This window comes from Calothrix sp. NIES-2100, assembly GCF_963875285.1.
GTDB lineage: Bacteria > Cyanobacteriota > Cyanobacteriia > Cyanobacteriales > Nostocaceae > Aulosira.
Genome location: NZ_CAWNLA010000001.1, coordinates 7,598,351 through 7,614,566, shown reverse-complemented (window position 1 = coordinate 7,614,566; position 16,216 = coordinate 7,598,351). Strand labels below are relative to the sequence as shown.

At 40.3% G+C, this 16,216-nt stretch carries 14 protein-coding genes; 8 read left to right on the top strand and 6 right to left on the bottom strand.

Translation table 11 applies throughout. The features are described 5' to 3' along the window. Nucleotides 1-40 precede the first annotated feature (40 nt). Entirely contained in the window at nucleotides 41-853 is an 813-nt protein-coding gene (locus AACU32_RS31055; protein ID WP_096605504.1) for a WGxxGxxG-CTERM domain-containing protein, read from the bottom strand. Between the two features lie 822 nt (nucleotides 854-1,675). Here AACU32_RS31055 and AACU32_RS31050 point away from each other — a divergent pair. The 5 genes from AACU32_RS31050 to AACU32_RS31030 all read left to right on the top strand — a co-directional run bounded on the left by AACU32_RS31050 (nucleotide 1,676) and on the right by AACU32_RS31030 (nucleotide 7,590). Continuing rightward, the gene (locus tag AACU32_RS31050) at nucleotides 1,676-2,260 is read left to right on the top strand and encodes a hypothetical protein (RefSeq protein WP_096605502.1); all 585 of its coding nucleotides are present in this window, start codon (nucleotides 1,676-1,678) and stop codon (nucleotides 2,258-2,260) included. Between the two features lie 218 nt (nucleotides 2,261-2,478). Further along, nucleotides 2,479-3,486 (top strand): zinc-dependent alcohol dehydrogenase family protein, encoded by a 1,008-nt coding sequence (locus AACU32_RS31045; RefSeq protein ID WP_096605500.1) that lies wholly within the window; start codon nucleotides 2,479-2,481, stop codon nucleotides 3,484-3,486. Between the two features lie 353 nt (nucleotides 3,487-3,839). Then, complete coding sequence (locus tag AACU32_RS31040; protein ID WP_339378717.1) at nucleotides 3,840-5,837, top strand: pentapeptide repeat-containing protein; 1,998 nt, start codon at nucleotides 3,840-3,842, stop codon at nucleotides 5,835-5,837. A 45-nt stretch (nucleotides 5,838-5,882) separates the two neighbouring features. Continuing rightward, on the top strand, nucleotides 5,883-6,743 hold the full coding sequence (locus AACU32_RS31035; protein ID WP_096605498.1) for a DNA-methyltransferase: 861 nt from the start codon (nucleotides 5,883-5,885) through the stop codon (nucleotides 6,741-6,743). Nucleotides 6,744-7,140: 397 nt separating this feature from the next. Further along, the gene (locus AACU32_RS31030) at nucleotides 7,141-7,590 is read left to right on the top strand and encodes a DUF4332 domain-containing protein (protein WP_096605496.1); all 450 of its coding nucleotides are present in this window, start codon (nucleotides 7,141-7,143) and stop codon (nucleotides 7,588-7,590) included. A 44-nt stretch (nucleotides 7,591-7,634) separates the two neighbouring features. On the opposite strand, the gene AACU32_RS31025 is transcribed toward AACU32_RS31030, so the two are convergent. Then, nucleotides 7,635-8,249: a TetR/AcrR family transcriptional regulator gene (locus AACU32_RS31025; RefSeq protein ID WP_096605494.1), complete on the bottom strand. Its 615-nt coding sequence runs from the start codon at nucleotides 8,247-8,249 to the stop codon at nucleotides 7,635-7,637. A gap of 425 nt (nucleotides 8,250-8,674) precedes the next feature. Between AACU32_RS31025 and AACU32_RS31020 the strand changes: the two genes are divergently transcribed. Further along, nucleotides 8,675-10,294 (top strand): M16 family metallopeptidase, encoded by a 1,620-nt coding sequence (locus AACU32_RS31020; protein ID WP_096605492.1) that lies wholly within the window; start codon nucleotides 8,675-8,677, stop codon nucleotides 10,292-10,294. Between the two features lie 52 nt (nucleotides 10,295-10,346). After that, on the top strand, nucleotides 10,347-11,864 hold the full coding sequence (locus AACU32_RS31015) for a M16 family metallopeptidase (RefSeq protein ID WP_445223202.1): 1,518 nt from the start codon (nucleotides 10,347-10,349) through the stop codon (nucleotides 11,862-11,864). Nucleotides 11,865-12,126: 262 nt separating this feature from the next. On the opposite strand, the gene AACU32_RS31010 is transcribed toward AACU32_RS31015, so the two are convergent. The 4 genes from AACU32_RS31010 to AACU32_RS30995 form a co-directional block, all read right to left on the bottom strand. Beyond that, the gene (locus AACU32_RS31010; RefSeq protein ID WP_096605488.1) at nucleotides 12,127-12,855 is read right to left on the bottom strand and encodes a foldase protein PrsA; all 729 of its coding nucleotides are present in this window, start codon (nucleotides 12,853-12,855) and stop codon (nucleotides 12,127-12,129) included. Nucleotides 12,856-13,227: 372 nt separating this feature from the next. Continuing rightward, nucleotides 13,228-13,356, bottom strand: coding sequence for a hypothetical protein (locus AACU32_RS31005; RefSeq protein WP_339378405.1), 129 nt, complete (start codon nucleotides 13,354-13,356; stop codon nucleotides 13,228-13,230). 1,076 nt (nucleotides 13,357-14,432) lie between these two features. Then, nucleotides 14,433-14,822, bottom strand: coding sequence for a HetP family heterocyst commitment protein (locus AACU32_RS31000; protein WP_096605486.1), 390 nt, complete (start codon nucleotides 14,820-14,822; stop codon nucleotides 14,433-14,435). A gap of 302 nt (nucleotides 14,823-15,124) precedes the next feature. Next, entirely contained in the window at nucleotides 15,125-15,376 is a 252-nt protein-coding gene (locus AACU32_RS30995; RefSeq protein WP_096605482.1) for a hypothetical protein, read from the bottom strand. Nucleotides 15,377-15,494: 118 nt separating this feature from the next. Here AACU32_RS30995 and AACU32_RS30990 point away from each other — a divergent pair, with 118 nt between their 5' ends. Further along, the gene (locus AACU32_RS30990; RefSeq protein ID WP_339378404.1) at nucleotides 15,495-15,653 is read left to right on the top strand and encodes a hypothetical protein; all 159 of its coding nucleotides are present in this window, start codon (nucleotides 15,495-15,497) and stop codon (nucleotides 15,651-15,653) included. Nucleotides 15,654-16,216 lie beyond the last annotated feature (563 nt).

The following is a 16,216-nucleotide window of genomic DNA, read 5'->3' as shown; positions in this document are numbered from 1 at the left end:
ATCCCCGACTTCTTAAAGAAGTCGGGGATCTAGAAACGTTCTAATATCTTGTTGAGCCAGAACCAGTGACTTGATTAGGGTCTTGATAAGCGCGAGGCTTTTCGCGATTACGAGTTAGACCTGCTAAACCTGCTAAACCAAGTAATCCTAACCAACCCCAGTTAGAACCGCGATCGCCCCTCACATCGCTGGTTCCTCGCAACGAGGGGTTAGTTGTAGTACCCGTAGTGCCAGTACTGCCAGTACTATCTGTACCCGTAGTGCCTGTACCTGTTGTACCACTGCTACCGCTACCTGTTGTACCAGTACTGCCTGTGCCTGTTGTACCAGTACCATCTGTACCTGTTGTACCAGTACTGCCTGTACCTGTTGTACCAGTACTACCGCTACCTGTTGTACCAGTACCATCTGTACCTGTAGTGCCAGTACTGTCTGTGCCTGTCGTACCAGTACTGCCTGTGCCCGTAGTGCCAGTACTGCCTGTACCTGTTGTGCCAGTACTGCCTGTGCCTGTCGTGCCAGTACTGCCTGTGCCTGTCGTGCCAGTACTGCCTGTGCCTGTTGTACCATTACTGCCTGTACCTGTAGTACCACTACTGCCTGTGCCTGTCGTACCTGTAGTACCAGTACTGCCACCTGTCGTACCAGTGCTACCGCTACCTGTAGTACCAGTACTGCCACCTGTCGTACCAGTGCTACCGCTACCTGTAGTACCACCAGTACTGCTACCTGAGGAACCACTACCGCCGGAAGAGCCTGATTGAGCAAAAACAGACGTAGATAAGGGTACAGCAACACAACTGAGAGCAAAGATACCAGCCAAAGCAAATTTAGATAAATTCAAAGGACGCATGACAATTATTCCTTATATGGTATGGATTTCTGTGATTGATAGATAGATTGTCAACAATGCCGTTCTCAACTACATCTGCTACTAAATTGAGTTTTTAAGCATCTGATTTTGATAACCCTGTCAACTCATGACAAAAGAACTGAAAACATTGCCATTAATTAAGATTGAGAGAAAGCCTGGGCAGATTTTAGCGGTAATAAAACGATCAGAAAATTCTCGCCCTGATTCATAAGTATCTTTATCTTCCGAACAAAGTTTTGCTTTGAGTGTGAGCTTGGCGAGTGACTGATGGCATCAGCATTATCGAGACACGATTTTTCTACTCTCGTGAAAACCCCCACGACGGTTTGTTATGCGTCGAGGTAACTTTGACTAAGAATAACTGCTGTTGATGTCTTAAGCTTCTACCAGAGGATGAAAACTACTTCTATCAAAAGTATTAGCCTGCCATTGATCTCAAATTTTGTTTCTACCTAACAGAATTTGTCTTTGGTATCTTGAATATTTATGACTAATAGCAGTACAGTTGTTCATATAACAATCAACACTGTTTAGTGATGAACTATAAAGTAACCAATTTTAGCCAATTACTTTAGTTGCCAAAGCTGTAATTAAAGGTTGACTATGTGGAAATACTCTTTGGTTTTAGTCAGTGTAAATTCTTTCAAAAAAAATAATTTTATTATTAAATATTTGGCAATTACACCTGATGGAGGATACTCATTTAATAAAAATATGCCTCACCTAGTTTTACTGTCCCTAGGCGAAATTTAAGCCGGAAGATACTCATATTTAATATTTGCAAATTGTTAATATACCAATATGACCCTAGTTCCCAGAAATAATCTGCATCAACCAGTAATATCTCCAGAAAACTTGGCTCATCAGCGTCTTGCGGCTGAACGGATGCAAGATGTTAACCTTTTATTACAAAATTTAGCTAATAGTGAAGAAGCGACTATTAAGCTAATAATTGATTGTCTATATGATATTGGTTCGGTAAACTTAATCAACCGCAGGTTACATTTTCGTCCTTTAAACCGGACAATAAAACTAATTGCCAAAATGTCTAAGCCTGTATTTAGAATGATTGCATGGCGTTGGTTTCAAAAGAATTGTCCTCAGTTAATTACTAACTGGCTAGAAACAAAGATTGCTTTTGAAGATCCAACAAATCTACCTGAAGAAATCGCTGTTGAAACCTCACCGGTCAAACCCTACTCTCAGTTAGAAGTAGATAACATGAACCGAGAGATTAAATATTTACGTTCCCAAGTCAGATGGCTAGTTGGGGTTTCTATAGCTGCGCTTTCGACGTTAGGTGTCACAGTCACTGTACTCAACCGTAGTCCCGAAGCACCATTACAAAGTACACAGCCAATGCGATCGCAAATAATGCATCCTTAGTAGTAATTGGGCATGGGGCATCCCTTCGGCTTCTCCTAACGGAGACGCTGCGCGAACGCTCAGGGCATGGGGCATGGGGCATTGGGCATTTGTCCTCCTTCCCTCGTCCTCCTTGTCCCTCTTCCCTTGTCCCCCTTTTTTTCTCACCGCTTCCCGGTTATTGATACGCTAAAGTGGCAAATGAGTGTGCATCTAGCTTAAGCCATGAGGAAATAGTGATGAAAGCAGTCTTAATGACAGCCGCAGGAAGCCCTGATGTGCTGCAAATACAAGAAGTGACAAATCCTGGTGTTCCTGTCGGAAATACGGAACTTTTGGTGCGCTTGGTAGCAGCTGGCATAAATCCCATCGATACAAAACTACGGCAACGCGGTACTTTCTACCCGGAACAAATGCCTGCGATTTTAGGATGTGATGGCGCAGGTGTAGTGGAAGCTGTGGGTGCTGGGGTACAGCGCTTTCGCCCAGGAGATGCGGTGTATTTTTGCTACGGCGGCTTGGGCGCACACCAAGGTAATTATGCTGAATATACTGTTGTTGATGAGCGATTTGTAGCACCTAAACCAGCTTCGGTGTCTTTTGCGGAAGCCGCCGCCGCACCTTTGGTACTAATTACCGCCTGGGAAGCTTTATATGAACGGGGACGACTGGAACCGAAGGAAAATGTTTTAATTCATGCCGGTGCTGGTGGAGTTGGGCATGTAGCCATTCAACTAGCAAAACTTAAAGGTGCTAATGTCGCCACTACAGTTGGTTCTGAGGATAAAGCTAACTTCGTTAAACAACTAGGTGCGGATGAAGTAATTTTTTACAAACAAACTGACTTTGTACAAGCCGCCTTAGATTGGACTGCTGGTGAAGGTGTAGATTTGGCATTTGACACTATCGGTGGAGAAACTTTTCACAAAACCTTTCCAGCTGTGCGGATATATGGCGATATTGTGACGATTTTGGAACCTGATGCCAAGACTGTGTGGAAAACAGCGAGAATGCGCAACCTGCGCATTGGTTTGGAATTGATGTTAACACCGATGTTGCAAGGAATTGTTGAGGGACTTCAGCACCACGGGAAAATTCTTGAACAGTGTGCGACTTGGATCGATGAAGGAAAGTTAAAAATCCATGTCAGTCACAAGTTTCCTTTAGAAGAAGCGGCTAAAGCACACAAGTTAATTGAAACTGGCTCTATCACAGGTAAAATTGTTCTGCTGATGAGCGATGACTAGTAAGAAACAATTTGGGTAAATTATTTTGGCAACGCAGAGGCTTATACCAATTCTGTGTGAGGCTGCACATTAACGCCCTCACCTCCGGGTGGGGCTATCGTTACAAAGCCTGCCTGCGCAGGCTTTTATACATATTCAGAGTAAATTGGTATTTACGAAGAATTTATGGGGTATTCTCTAGATTTTTCTGGGTATTAATCGGCGTTTTATTAATTATTCTGCTTTTATTTCCCCTACCAGCTGCCGCAGTCCAAACTTCACTACAACGTACACCTTTAACTCTGGAAATCTTACAAGAACGAATACATACACCGATACTCCGCGAAGGTAATTTAACAATAGATTTGCGGCAGATGGTGATTGATTTACGCCCAGAAAATGCTAGCTTCCGCGATGGTTTTTACCAACTCTTACGTAAAGAATTACAAAAAACGGGTGCAAAACCTCTGGGTTTAGATCTGAGTTATTCTCTGATTCTAGGGGATTTTATCGGTAGCGATTTGGGTTTAAGAACTCCGCTTTATGCCCAAGAAATTGCCCCAATTTTTACGCCAACTGAACAAGAACAATTAGAAAATTTACGCTTGGTTTGTTTGCGATCGCTGGCATTTGGGTTACCTAATTCTAAAGACTGTCGATCGCTTTTAGGAACCCAGTTAGATACATCCAGTGAAATTACGGTGTTTCGTGGTTCTTTGACATTGGTACAAACTCGTTTCAATGGCGAAGTCTGGTTTCCGAATATCTTCTTTCTTCAGTCTGTGGACGCTCAAGGGGCAACTTTTGTCCAACCAACTAACTGGACTGAAACCAGATTCAACCGTGCTGTCAGCTTTACTGGTGCTACTTTCCGCCATCAGAGCAATTTTCAGGGAAGTATTTTTTTTAACAGAGCTAATTTTAAACAAGTCCAATTTCAAGACATTGCTGATTTTCAACACAGCATATTTGAAGATACTGCCAACTTCAACCAAGCAAACTTTAAGCAGTTGGCTAAATTTAATAGCGTGCAGTGGGAAGGAAGTGCTGATTTTTCAGATGTGCATTTTTTTAGTCAAGCACAGTTTACTAAAGCTAATTTTGATCAGTTTCTGTTGTTGACGGATGCGACTTTTGATCAAGCGGTAATTTTTCGAGAAGCACAGTTTGATCAATCTGTGAGTTTGCGAGGTGCTAGCATTTTGAACCTTGCAGACTTTAGCGATGCAAATTTTGCTAAGTCAGCTTTTTTAACTGTAGCTGGTCTAACTTTTAACTCTAATCAAGCAAAAATTTTAGGTAATTCTGGGGAGATAGGGCAGAGATTTTGCATCCCGACTTTGCAAGGAAATCAGAACGTTTTGCGAAATTTGGGGCAAAATTTTCGTCAACAACAGCAAATTGCTGATGCTAATTCCTTGGAGTATACAAAACAGCAATTGCGACTAATGGAGTTAGGCCATCGTCTGGTATCTACAAATATTAATACTGCTCCTCTAGCTAGTTTAAAGAGATTGGGTTTTTCTGCAAACCAGGCAGAAGCGATCGCCCAGCGTCGTCAAGTTAAATTATTTCGCAACAATAGCGAATTATTAAGTTTAGCAGACATAGATTTAGAAACGTATAGCCAAGTGCGCGATCGCCTGATTGTCAGCGAACCCCTTTCTTTTGGCGTGTGGTTACTCCACGCTTGGAGTTGGTTAGCTTTGAGTGTACTGCTGCTACTCAGTGGCTATGGAACAAATATTTGGCTAGTATTTGGGGTTGGTGGTGTGGCGATCGCATTTTTTGGCTTATTATTTTGGCTATGCGATCGCTATCGTCGTCTGCATCCCGTACCGATTATTCCCACATATTACGAAACTATTTCTATCTTGGTAAGTTTTAGCTGCTTAGAATTCTTGAGCTTATTAGCCATCTTTCGCAGTGCGGAACAACCTTGGCTAACACTAGGGTGTCTGTTAATTATTATTATCCCCATACCCGTAATTTTATTAATCCGACTTTACCAACAAGGACGCTATCACAATTTATTAGATGTTTCTTACTTTACAGAAGACGGGACTTTGCGCCAGTTACGATTACTGATTGGACGCTTACCAGTAATTCCCAGAAATCCTACATTTCGCGAACGATATATGCCTTTATTGTGGACTCGTCGCTGGAACTGGCTGAATTACTACGACTTTAGTTTAAATAATTTAGTAAGATTAGGATTTAACGATATTCGGATGCGAGATGAACATTTGCCTAGTATTATCGCCACGCTGGGCTGGTATGAGTGGAGTCTAGGTTTACTTTATATTACTTTAGTTTTGTGGACTCTCTCCCGCACCATTCCCGGATTAAATTTACTGATATATCTTAAGTGAAAATCTCCTCAACATAAAGGAGATTTGGTCAGGGAAATACATCAAATGAAATTATATTTTGCGCATGAAAATGGTGAACTTTGGCAGGGAGATGCAATTGAATGGCTACGTACTTTAGAGACAGAATCCGTTGATTTAGTAATTGCCGATCCGCCATATAATATCAAAAAGGCAGAGTGGGATAGCTTTGAATCTCCAGCAGCTTATATTGCTTGGTCTTTAGAGTGGATTGAGCAAGTATCCCGAATTCTTAAGCCTACTGGCAGTTTTTATATTTGTGGTTTTTCGGAAATATTAGCGGATATAAAATTACCTGCATCTCATTTTTTTACAAGTTGTCGCTGGCTCATTTGGCATTACAAGAATAAGGCTAATTTGTCAAATGATTGGGGACGTTCCCATGAAAGTATTTTACATTTCCGCAAGTCGAAATATTTCTATATGGATATAGAAAATCTCAGAATATTGTATGGAGAACATACTTTAAAATATCCCTCACATCCCCAAGCCATAACTAGTCAGTATGGCAATAATGGTAAGAACAATGGCAATAAATGGAATCCCCACACCAAGGGGGCGAAACCTAGAGATGTAATAGAAATTCCCACCACTTGTAATGGAATGCATGAAAAAACTAAACATCCGACACAAAAACCAGAAGAACTGATCAGAAAATTTATTCTCGCTTCATCGAAACGCCAGGATATAGTAATTGACCCTTTTTTAGGTTCAGGTACTACAGCAGTCACAGCCGAGCAATTAGGCAGAAGATGGTTAGGATGTGATATAAATGATGAGTATTTAGAGTGGGCTTTTGAACGGATAAAAAACGCCAAGCACATGAGTGATGAAGAGTGGTTTTGGTTTGATAGAAAAAATGAAGAACGCCGAAAAAAATTTAGGTAATAAAACTAGCCCAGCACTTAAAGATCACCTCTGTTTTCCTTGGCGTACTTGGCGTACTTGGCGGTTATATTATAAATATAATATTGCGCGTTAGATTGCTGAATTCCTGAGTCAAAATCGAGATATTTTAGGTGTTGTAGAACATAATTCAATACGCTTAGTGTTACCATCAAAAAATTTTCATCTCGCTACTTTGGATTTCCTTCTTCAAGGCAAAGTAGCGAGAAAAATCTTGGGTTTCACTTCGGTAAAGCCAACCTACGATTATTCTTAAAACCAAGCGTATTGGGATATAATTCGGATTACCTTCTGCACCTCGCAGTATACTTCGTGCCTTAATTAAGTAAAATAATTCTGCGGCACAATAGTTAAAGTAGCCCTGATTTAATTTAAAAAAATGCCTCCTAAACAAACAGCTAGTAGCAACACAATTCAAGCGTGTGACTGGCCGATTGAACAATTACCAGGATTAAGCCAAGAAGAACAATCCCAATTGCAAAATTGTGGAATTACAACCACAGGATTATTAGTCAAACAAGGGAAAACTCCAGAGGGAAGGCTGGCGCTAGCGAATAAATTACAAATTCACCTGCAATATGTAAATAAATGGGTAGCTTTGGCAGATTTAGCCAGAATTCCCACTGTCGGGACACAGTATTGCGGTTTACTGCTTCATGCGGGTATTGGTTCTGTAGCACAATTGGTTCAGGTTCCCTCTCACCGATTACACCAACAAATTCTCCGCTTACAGGTAGCAACTATGCAGCGGCGAGATTTGTGTCCAGCGATTGAACTAGTACAGCAGTGGAGTTATCAAGCACAAGCAATTTTAAATTTTAGATTTTAGATTGGGAATTTTGCAATTGTGAATTGGAAAAACCGATTAGCGATTTATTCTTTGGCTAAGACACCATTGAGAAAGATATCAGCCAATCCTTCCGCCATCTGCTGCATTTCTTGGGGGGAAGCGTCAGGTTCCATGAGGGTATTGTTGGAAAAGCCGGCGATCGCAAACATTCCCAAGAATACCTTAGCCACGAGTTTGGCATCGGTTTGGCGATAAATGCCTTTATCCATAGCAGTTTGAAAGAACGCCTCAGCAACATCCGTCATTTTCTCAATCACATCCGATTGAATGCGATCGCGCAAGTCTGGATGAAACTGCACCTCCATAAAACAAACTTTCATCAAATCGACATTTTTGTGTAAATTCCACATCCGGCGACGCATCACCTGGGCTACAGCTTTATAACTACCCATTTCGCTCAATTCTGTGAGCAAATCTGTGAGAATATCTACCCAGCCACTAGTTGCTACCTCGACCAAAATCGCCTTTTTATTGGGAAAATGGCGGAATAAGGTACCTTCAGCCACGCCTGCGGACTGTGCTAAGTCGCGGGTAGTAGTACCATCAAAACCTTGGGAGGCAAACAATTTTTGTGCCGCTTGTAAAATGCGGGTACGTGTCTGCGCCTCTGAGGGGGGAGGAGAATTAAAAACTCGCATAGTAGTTATTGGGAGATCTCCGGAACACGACTTGTAGCATTATTGTCTAACGTTCAGTAGGAAAAGCACAGAAAGCTTAATACAAGATTAACGCTCTGCTTTTTCATTAGCCCGTTTCTTAGAGGATGTTTGTCTAGTCAAAATGTATACTTATAACCTCTCTCCTGCTCTTGAGAGGCTTTGAAAACCCCGTTTCCTCCTAGGGAAGGCTTGATCGGGGGGTGAGATTGTGAGACTTAGATGTTACCAAAAATACTTTTCAAACATTCTCTGAGGTATTAAACAATCCGTAGTTTGTAATTCATAATTCGTAATTATGTTTTGTAACGAGGATTTAGCGCCGAACGATATCTAACCCCTATTGAATTACGAATTCCGAATTAGTAATTCCGAATTATGATGAAACTTTACTTTATTTGCCGCTTATGAATCAGCTCAATCGCTGGAGAGCAATTTTATATTCTTCCCAGAAAGTATCCGTGATACTTTATCGGATGTTTGTGACTTTGTTAGCATTGACAATTTCTTGGTGTAGTTTACTACCAAAAGTTGCTCTAGCTCAGACTCCAACAGCACCTCCGCCTCAAAGAGTGCAGCCACTGAGTAAAACTCCGACTTCGATTCAACCTTATTTGGAGCGAGTAATTAAGCAGTTGACGGAGTTCCGCCTGGATAATGGTCTCAAGTTCATTGTTTTAGAACGGCATCAAGCACCTGTAGTTTCTTTTCTTACCTACGCTGATGTCGGTGGTGTGGATGAGCCAGATGGGAAAACTGGTGTAGCACACTTTCTCGAGCATTTGGCTTTTAAAGGGACAAAGCGTATTGGTACAACAGATTACAATGCTGAAAAACCATTACTCGAACGCTTGCAACAGTTAGATGCCCAAATTACCGCAGCGAAGGCGAGTGGAAAAAAAGATGAAATTGCCAAGCTGCAAGCTGAGTTTGAGCAGGTGGAATTGCAAGCAGCCAAGCTCGTCAAGCAAAATGAAATGGGGCGAATTGTTGAGCAAGCGGGAGGTGTGGGTTTAAATGCCAATACTTCTACGGAAGCGACTCGTTATTTTTATAGCTTCCCTGCCAATAAGTTAGAACTGTGGATGTCCTTAGAATCAGAGCGATTTTTAGAACCCGTATTTCGCGAGTTTTATAAAGAAAAAGAGGTGATTTTAGAAGAACGACGATTGCGGGTAGAAAATTCACCCATCGGCTTGATGATGGAAAAGTTTATCGATGCAGCCTATAAAGTCCATCCCTACAGACGACCGGTGATTGGTTATGACCAAGATATCCGTAACTTGACACCGGAAGATGTGCAAAAGTTTTTTAACACTTATTATGTACCCAGCAATTTAGCGATCGCAATTGTCGGCGATGTTAACCCAACTGAAGTCAAAAGACTGGCGCAAATTTACTTTGGACGTTTTCCCGGAAAATCAAAAGCGGTTGAGCAAATCGCCACAGAACCAAAACAGTCACAAACGCGAGAAGTGACTTTAGAGTTACCTTCCCAACCTTGGTATTTAGAAGGTTATCACCGTCCAGCGGTTACCCATCCCGATAATGCGGTGTATGACATTATTTCTGGTTTATTGAGTAATGGTCGCACATCGCGGTTGTATAAATCTTTGGTAGAACAGCAGCGTTTGGCGCTGAGTGCCCAAGGTTTTAGCGGCTTTCCTGGTGATAAATACCCAAACCTGATGTTATTTTATGCGCTGACAGCGCCAGGTCATACAGTTGATGAATTGGCTGTGGCTTTGCGAACAGAAATTGACAAATTGCAAACTGAACCTGTGACAGATACGGAATTGCAACGAGTCAAAACCCAAGCCAGAGCCGATTTGTTACGTACCCTCGATTCTAATATGGGCATGGCGCAGCAGTTATTGGAATATGAGGTGAAAACTGGCTCTTGGCGGAATTTGTTTAAGCAGTTGGATCAAATTGCGGCGGTGACGGCTGCTGATGTTCAAAGAGTGGCGAAAGCATCGTTTACAGCCGAAAATCGCACAATTGGCAAGTTGTTGTCTAAGGGATGATGAACGAACCGCGAAGACGCGAAGGACGCAGAGGGAAGAGATGAAGAGAGATATGCACAGGTATAAGGTGAAGGGTAAAAAACAAGTGGCGTGGAAAATGCAATATGGCAAGCGGCTGATTTATGCTTTGGTTGTGACTTTTGCTTTTTTACTTTTTACTTTTAACTTTTCTTTAGCGGCGACAGCAGCAGCCAAGCATTACACTGAGTTGCAGTTACCACCGTTACCGGAAATTAAGTTACCCAAGTACGATCGCTTTGTGCTGCAAAATGGCATGGTTGTCTATTTGATGGAGGATCATGAGTTACCGTTAGTGGGCGGTACGGCGTTGGTACGTACTGGAAGTCGCCTGGAACCTGGGGATAAAGTTGGCTTGGCTGAGTTTACAGGTGAGGTGATGCGAAGTGGGGGGACGAAGCAGCATTCAGCTGATGAACTCAACGAATTGTTGGAACAACGCGCTGCTTCGGTGGAAACTGGAATTGGTGAAACTTCTGGTAGCGCTAGCTTTGAAGCACTGACGGAAGATTTAGATACGGTGTTTGGGTTATTTACGGAGGTGTTGCGATCGCCTGTTTTTGCGCCTGAAAAGTTAGATTTGGCAAAGACTCAGGAGAAGGGTAGTATTGCTCGCCGCAATGATAACCCTAATTCTATAGCTGGTCGCGAATTTCGCAAATTAATCTATGGGAAAGATAGTCCCTATGGTCGCACCACAGAGTATAGGACTATTGATAAAATTTCCCGTGAGGATTTGCTGAAGTTTTATCAGCAATATTTCGCCCCGAATAATATAATTTTGGGGATTTTGGGAGATTTTGATGCGAAGAAAATGCGATCGCTCATTCAAGCGAAGTTGGGTGATTGGAAACCTAATCCCAATCTTGCTAAACCTCAGTTACCACAAGTATCTCAAGCGAATACTGGCGGAGTGTTTTTTGTCAATCAGCCGCAATTAACCCAAAGTAATATTTACATTGGGCATTTAGGTGGAAAGTTAGATAGTCCAGACTATCCAGCTTTGGATGTGTTGAATGGGGTGTTCAATGGATTTGGCGGACGCTTATTTAATGAAGTGCGATCGCGTCAAGGTTTAGCTTATTCAGTATACGGTCAATGGAGTCCCCGCTACGATTATCCGGGAATGTTCATTGCTGGAGGACAGACGCGATCGCAAACTACTGTGCAATTCGTCAAATCTTTAGAAGCTGAAATTAAGCGCATCCAAACTCAAAGAGTCACACCACAAGAACTAGCTTTTGCTAAAGAGTCTACATTAAATTCCTTTGTTTTCAATTTTGAAGACTCCAACCAAACTATCTCACGCTTGATGCGATATGAATATTACGGCTATCCGGCTGATTTCTTATTTCGCTATCAAAAAGCAGTAGCAGCCACAACAGCAGCTGATGTCCAACGGGTAGCAAAGCAATATCTTAAACCCGAAAATCTGGTAACTTTGGTAGTCGGAAATCAAACCGCCATTCAACCACCTTTAACTCAGCTAGCAACAAAAGTCACCCCCATAGATGTGACTATTCCCCCCGCACAACCACAAGCACAAAATTAAGTATTTTGGTTGAAAATAGTGTTAACTGTTGACTGTTGACTGTTGACTGGGAATAACGATTTTCATCCTTGGTTTGTGGGATTTTACCCTGTAATTGTAGCCATCCTCAATATTGTAGGGTGCGTTATGCGAAGCTAACGCACCTGACATAAACACAAATATGTTACGAAACGTAAATATGCTTGAAACTCTTACCAATGACCAATGACTAATGACTAATGACAGCCCTCAGTAGCTATCTTTAATTGCACCGCTCTACTTATCAATAATTCACCATATATTCTAACTCTTTAGTTAACCAATTTTTAAAGATATTATCGAGAATTTCCTGATAACGTTCAGGGGTTAATTTTGCCGGAATAAATTCGTCAACTATAAAAATATGATAGCCTTGTTCACTTTTTAAAGGCCCGATTAATTCTTCAGGCGATGTACTAAATACAGCAGCCGCAATATCTGGTTCCAGCGCAAACCGATAAATATTACCTTCATAACCACACTTCTGGCGGCGCTGAATATCTATATCATAAATGTGAGCAGCTTCATAAAAACTAATTTCGTCTTCTTCAATTTGATAGTAAATCTCTTGAGCCAGTTTTTCCGATTCAACAATGATTTGGTAAAGGCTAACTTGCTCAAATTCTAGATAATTTTCAATAAAAAATGTTGAAACATTTTTAGCAAACATTGCTTCAGCTAATTTTTTAGATAATAAGCGATCGCGAATCCCTATTTCCCAATCATCAGGAGAAACTAATTGATCGGCTAACCATGCTAGCGTATCTGACGCTTTTTCCAGATGCTTCTCGCGTCTCTGGCGATTAGCTTCCGCCTCAATTTCTTCTGGTGTAACAATTATCCCTTGTTCTTGGGCTGTATAATTTATCAATCTTTTAAACAACACATTCTGATAAACTTGTTTAAAGTTCATTTCGCTTTTGAGGAAGTTGACAATTTCCTCTGGTTCCACAACTAATTTAGAAAGATCCATCTTTTAATTAGCTAGGCTCACGCCTTGATCATGGTCATTAACATATAAATATTTATTTCTGCACCTATCTTCAGGCAGAAAATAATAGATTAAACACTATATAAATTACTGATATTGAGAGCTAAAGTAATTCTCAATAACCTAAAAAAATTGCAATAAGTTAACCAGTGCCACATCTAAGCGCACTGGCTGCGATCGCCATCCTTTATGAATAAAACAAACAAAATAAACCTTTTTATATACTATCTCTATAACGAGCTATATATCCATTAACCAAAAATTAACTTTTTATTAACTATTTATTAATTTAATATTAATAATAATTATAAAACTGCCACACTAGTCAATAAATAGTCCAGAGTTGAGAATTTCTTAACCAATGACTAATGACCAATGACCAATGACCAATAACCAATGACCATAAATAAAAAACTGGAAGCTATTCAAGTTTTTTAGCATCCAGTATCGCTCATATAAATTGCTAATTTCTAAAACAGCCATAATCCTGTTTGGGAGTACGAAGATTACAGCTTCGCTTATAGAATCCTCAGAGCTAGAATACCAATTCTCTAAAATTTTGTCACAGATTCAAACCTAGAAACCTAGAATTGGTATAAGTTTCAACAACATTGACTACGATTTAACTGTTACTTTTTCTATTTCCACTCTTGCTAAAAGTGCTAAATATGATCTTTTTGGGCTAAAGCCATACTAACCACATTCAAGAAAGTTTTATCAGCATCAATTCCACCATCTCTAAACTAGGTGGGAGCAATTAAAAGTCTGGGATAAGCGGACTTCTTGTAGCTCAAGCTGACTGGGAAAAAGAACCACCACCAGCAACAGTTGGAGCGTCGTCTTGATGATTAAATCTATTTCACGATGGGAACTAATCATTGATTTTGTTCCTATACATGAAATTAGCTGGTCAATAAGCTATGTTTCAGTTGGCATTTATAATTTATAAAATTTTCTCAGGCAATAAGTGCCAAATTGGCAGATTTCATCATAAAAATTTTACTTATTTTCATAAACTTAACTTATAGTCAAATTTAATGAATTCCCACTCAATTTTTCTTACATTTTTGTTGCATTTTATATTTTTTATCCACAAATATATACGGTGTAACTATAACTTATTTATGCGTTATAATATCGAAGCACAATCTAGCAATCCTATTGGAGTTGTGAAATCAGTCTCGGAGGCTGGTAGCTAGAGATTTTTTCACGGATGCTAGAGGATTGCGATCGCATCGAAATTAAACATCTATGTTGAAAGTGAGCAAAGAGCAGTCCCCCCAAAAGGAGGGGGAAGCTAAAGTTCAACATTTTGAAGGTGGAAATCACAAAGCCAATCTGTAAGCTAGATTTTTACTAGCCCAATAGTTAAGCATAAAACATCATCACAAACCAGCCGTGCTGTAGATTTTCAATCTGCATGGCAAATAGGCAGCTACTTAATGAACTGCAAATCTTCTTCTATTTAATTAATCCCGAACTTGAAAGAAGAATCTAGTACAGCACGGCTGAAATTAACCGCGCATTGAAAACGTTTAACACCCTTGCGTAAAGGTATGTTATTGAACTTGCTTTGCTAACCACTGCTCCTGAGGCTTACGAATTTCTGCTTTTTGCTTGTTAACTTCTCGATAAGCCAAGTCTGTAATTTTACTTAAACAGCTTGGAGACACATTAGTATCAGACCTTTTATCAGAAGATTCAAGGTCTTGGTTCATGCTGGAATTTTGCTGCTTTTGCGCCCGATTCATGAGAGAGTTTTCTTTGAGTAACCGATTGTAGGTGCGGTAAGGAATATAGTGTAAAGGATTGTAGCCAGCAAAACGTAGCATTAAAACACAAGCCCAGGAATACTTTCCCGCAAGAATTGCTTCAACTACTTGGTCAAACTGTTCCGGAGGAAGTGAGTTCTTTAATTTGCTACTAATGCTAGAAATATCTTGGTTCATAGTCTGATTTGTAATTTTCTGCGGTTTGTGGAATTTAAGTTGAAATTGGTAAACAGCTCTAGCCGATATGCATTTGCTGAATTAGCTAAAAGAAGATATTGGAATGCAGTAGTAGTGAATTTTGAGGGGAAACACAATCCTATTGACTGGTTCAAACAAAAAATCAAAAGTCAAAAATGAAGTTGCTTGCTTGATACCACTCACTCTACTAGGTAGACATCGGCAATTATCTGCATCACCCTAATCTATATATAAAAGGTACGCTGCTTTTGTTGAACTATGCTGAACAGATTTTTAACTAACTAGATGGGAAACCCCTTCGCTTCACTTTTGTGCATGGAGTTTACCCAATCGCGCACCTGTTCTCGCCAACGCAGTAGTTCCCCGACCCATCTCGTGTGTTGATAGTTTGTGGGTGTTTCTAAGGCTGTTACCGCTGTTGATACTTTCTTCAAAGCAAAATGATTTTGTGGATGGAAATCATTTTGCTTCATCCCAGAACTCTCCCCTTCGCTAGAAATTTCCACTGCATTTAACCTGATGATTCTTTCCATGAGCTGACCTTAGTTCGGAAACTTGAATAATGTGAATCAAGCTTTTTTGCTGCTTTGTCGTAATACTTCAGATACTTTCCCAAGTTCCACAGTCCTCACTAGGTGGTACTAGCACGCTATGGAACAAGCTGCTTTTGCTTTGCAGTTAAAGTCAGGTAAAAATTTACCCTTTGTGCTTTCAGATGACTGGCAGAAAAAAGTCCCCGGATGGCTCGTGGTAGATGCAGTTTCGTCCTCTGGAAATTTTCTAACTCCTAATTCAATGACTTTTCCCTGATAAGCTCATTGTGTATTTATTTACAAAAAAATTAGGAGATACACTGTAAAACTCCGTAAAGTTTAGGTTAGTAAGGAAAATTTCTGTATCCTTGACGATCAAGAACAACATTTTTATTTATACTATTTTTTGTCGTTAATGTCATCTATCAAAATCGTAGCTTTATAAGTTAATTTTACTGATTTCATGGTGATTTCTACTTGTGTATTGTGTAACTTGACATTTTGTTAACTATTTCATAAATACCGAGGGGTGATACCCCCCATTTAATATAGATTAAAACCATTTATTCACTTCAGCTTACTCAGAAAGTTTACCATGAACTATGTCGTTTAACAGCAAAAAAATCAGCAGTATAGATATTATAAAAAAAAAATTAAGTACCCCATAGTTATTAAAAATGATTCTTATAAATTAGGGATGTTGTTCGCTAGCGATATGGCTGAAAACGCTTATTTGATAAGAGTTTCATCTGTTAACCTCTAAAGTTATATAGTATAGTTCTCAAGAATGTGACGTGATAGCCATGATGAAAATCCCGAGGAAAAAATCATAAAATCTCA